Raw genomic sequence first — 2,885 nt, 5'->3', positions numbered from 1 at the left:
GCGGCGACTGGCGCGGAACTTTATGTTGGGCATGGCACTGTCTGGGTGAATGGCGATAATGGCTATATTGCCATGCAGGTCAGTGGGTTAGAAGTGCTTCCGGGGGGCGGTCTCACGGATTCAGGTTCACGTCACCTAGAACGGCCAACAGCTTCTGCTGGTTCTGCAGCGTCATATGGTCGAACTCAACACCAACGCGACGGTTGCCTGCGCAGAGCTGCTTTACGGCCTTAAAGAAGTTATCTTTCTGCCAGTCCGTATAGACGATATTGCCGCCCAAGTGATTGCGGCGGAAGGGCTGGCCGCCGTCAATATTGGCGGTCACGGTAGTAAAGCGATCTTGAGTGACGACCAGGCCATAGTCACGACCAAACTTACAGTAAACAAAGTCGCTGAAGTAGTTAATGTTATGGTATGACGTCAATACCACCGCTTCGATATTTTCCTTCGCCATGTAGTCGCGCAGACGCGCCAACCGATCCTTCATTTCGCTATCCGAGAAGGTCGGTATCACCTTTTCACCATTGGGGATTTCGATTAGTGACGGCAGTTGCATATTGTTATCTCCACTCTTAATTCATTGGAATCGCTTTACCAGCTTGGACGGTATCTGAATTATCCGTGCCACAGCGCCTTTTTTATCAGGTTCATTAAAACGCGCTCTTTTCTGCTAGTAGGAATGAATCGGTGATTTTCAACCCAGTTGTCCAAATGGCTGCGCTTAAGCAGCCTTTTTATTACGCTCGATTTCCTGCACTTTCCCTGGGTTAAGCGACACTGAACCAGTGACCTCCCAGTTTCGGGTGCTGCCCGACCAGCGTTTCGGATACCGACGCTTAGCACTTTCATAAACCGCTTTACGGCGTTCAAGGCGTTTTCGATCAACACCACGATGTCGATCAGCTGGCGTGACATATTGGATGCCACTGTGAAGGTGCTGTTCGTTGTAAGCCCGCTCGAACACCAACATCCATTCTCGTACCGCGCTCAGCGATGCAAAGCCCTTGGTGGGCCACGCTGGGCAATATTTGACGGTACGGAACAGCGATTCCGAGTAAGGGTTGTCGTTGCTTACTCTCGGGCGACTGTAAGACATCAACATCCCCAGTTCGGTTAACCTCGCTTTGAGCGTATAGGACGTCATCGGCGCCCCGTTATCTGAGTGCAGTACCGGTGGTTGATGCCAGCAACCTTCTCGCAGCAAAGCGCGTTCCAGTAATTGTTTAGCCAGCTCGCCCGATTCGGTGTCGTGAACTTCCCAGGCGATGATTTTGCGGCTGTAGATATCCATGATCAGGTAGAGATACCAGTGCTGGCCTCGCACAACGGAGGCGCAGAAGCTAATGTCCCAACTCCAGACCTGGTTTGGCCCTGTTGCCGTAAAACTGGTCGGCGCGGGCACTGGACGGCGTGGTTTCATACGGCCACGAGGGTGCTGCTGGTGATGCTTTTTCAAAACCCGGTAAAACGACGATTCGGAGGCCAGATAGACGCCGTTGTCTGCCAGCAAAGGCACGATTTGAGACGGCGGCAAGCTCTGATACTCGGGACGATGACAAGTGTTCAAAATGGCTTGCTCTTCCTCATGCGTTAGCTGATGCGGCTGCCTGCCTTGCACCACGTGATGACGCTGATCCTCAACAACAGCGCCACACTCAGATCGCCAACGTTTCAGTGTGCGTTCATTCACGTTGATAATCTCAGCGGCTTTATAACGAGACGCGCCATCCACAACCGCTTCGTCAAATAGCGCGATGAGCCTTGCACGTTCGTCGAGCGGCGTTAGTCGTCCTCGCCGCTGTCGGGATCTTCGCTGTACAAGGCTTCGAGCTTTTTTGAGAGCACCAGTAACGACGTCGTCTCAGCCACTACCTTGTCTTTGCGCCGCACTTCCGCTTTGAGTTGCTTGATGGTCTTACGGTCTTCTTTACGCTGCTTTTGCGCCGCTTTTTCCTGGTCTTCTTGCCGACCAGCGCCTTCGAGGCAAGCCGCTTTCCACTGCTGAATTTGCTCGGGATAAAGGCCTTTTTCGCGACAGTAAGCGCCAAGCTCTGCCTCTGACAGGGTGGCGGTTTCGATGACCACGGCTAGCTTGGCGTCGGGCGACCATTCACTGTCGCCTGGGGTGTAACCCGGCACAGGCACTCCTTTTACTCGACACTGTTTTAACCAACTATACAGCGTCGCGTCAGAGATGCCTTCCTCTGTCGCTACCGATGCCACACTGTGATTATGGGGTGGTAACAACTTCTTCAGGACGGCTGCTTTACGCTCTGCAGAATAACGTGGCACAAGGACTCCATGCCGCTCCCTCTGGATTAGATTTAGGCGATATCGCCAACCGGACAACTAGGCTGACAGAGGGGGGAATATGACCAGCATCAACACCTAGTACCAATAACTAGTGTAAATGCGACTATTAGCGGATAAAATGCTGTCTTAATTCAAACTCTTACGTATTATTTAAGAGGAAAACCATAGATCTGACACTGCCAATATTTACCAAGGGAAAAGATCTCAGATAGGTCACGAACTTAGCCAACATAAAGTCGTTGGCAAGCTAAACCGCTACTCAGAAAAGGTTGAGGCTATAAAACCCCAATCGACGAGTTCCTATGATATTAGTCAGGCGTACTGAAAACCAAAGACACTGTGCTCCTGAATTCAACCAATGCTTGAACTCAGGCCTTAATAGCAGTAATTACTTCACTCTGATCATATTTAATTTTATACAGCGTAAATTTAATGCTCTCTATTACCTGAATCCGTGAGACCGGCCCCCGGAAGCACTTCTAACCCACTGACCTGCATGGCAATATAGCCATTATCGCCATTCACCCAGACAGTGCCATGCCCAACATAAAGTTCCGCGCCAGTCGCCGCAC

General features: G+C 51.3%; 1 protein-coding gene and 1 pseudogene. Both read right to left on the bottom strand.

Annotation, left to right across the window (positions count from 1 at the left end; translation table 11 throughout):
- Positions 1 to 112 precede the first annotated feature (112 nt).
- Positions 113 to 556, bottom strand: a complete 444-nt coding sequence (locus tag NH344_RS18020; protein WP_253028278.1) for an aminopeptidase P family N-terminal domain-containing protein — start codon at positions 554 to 556, stop codon at positions 113 to 115.
- Between the two features lie 165 nt (positions 557 to 721).
- Positions 722 to 2,292: pseudogene (locus NH344_RS18015) on the bottom strand (IS3 family transposase).
- Between the last annotated feature and the right edge of the window lie 593 nt (positions 2,293 to 2,885).

Origin of the sequence: Halomonas sp. Ps84H-12 (assembly GCF_024124725.1) — a bacterium.
GTDB lineage: Bacteria > Pseudomonadota > Gammaproteobacteria > Pseudomonadales > Halomonadaceae > Vreelandella > Vreelandella aquamarina.
Note: the sequence above shows the minus strand (reverse complement) of the source record. Positions and strands in the feature narration are given on the sequence as shown.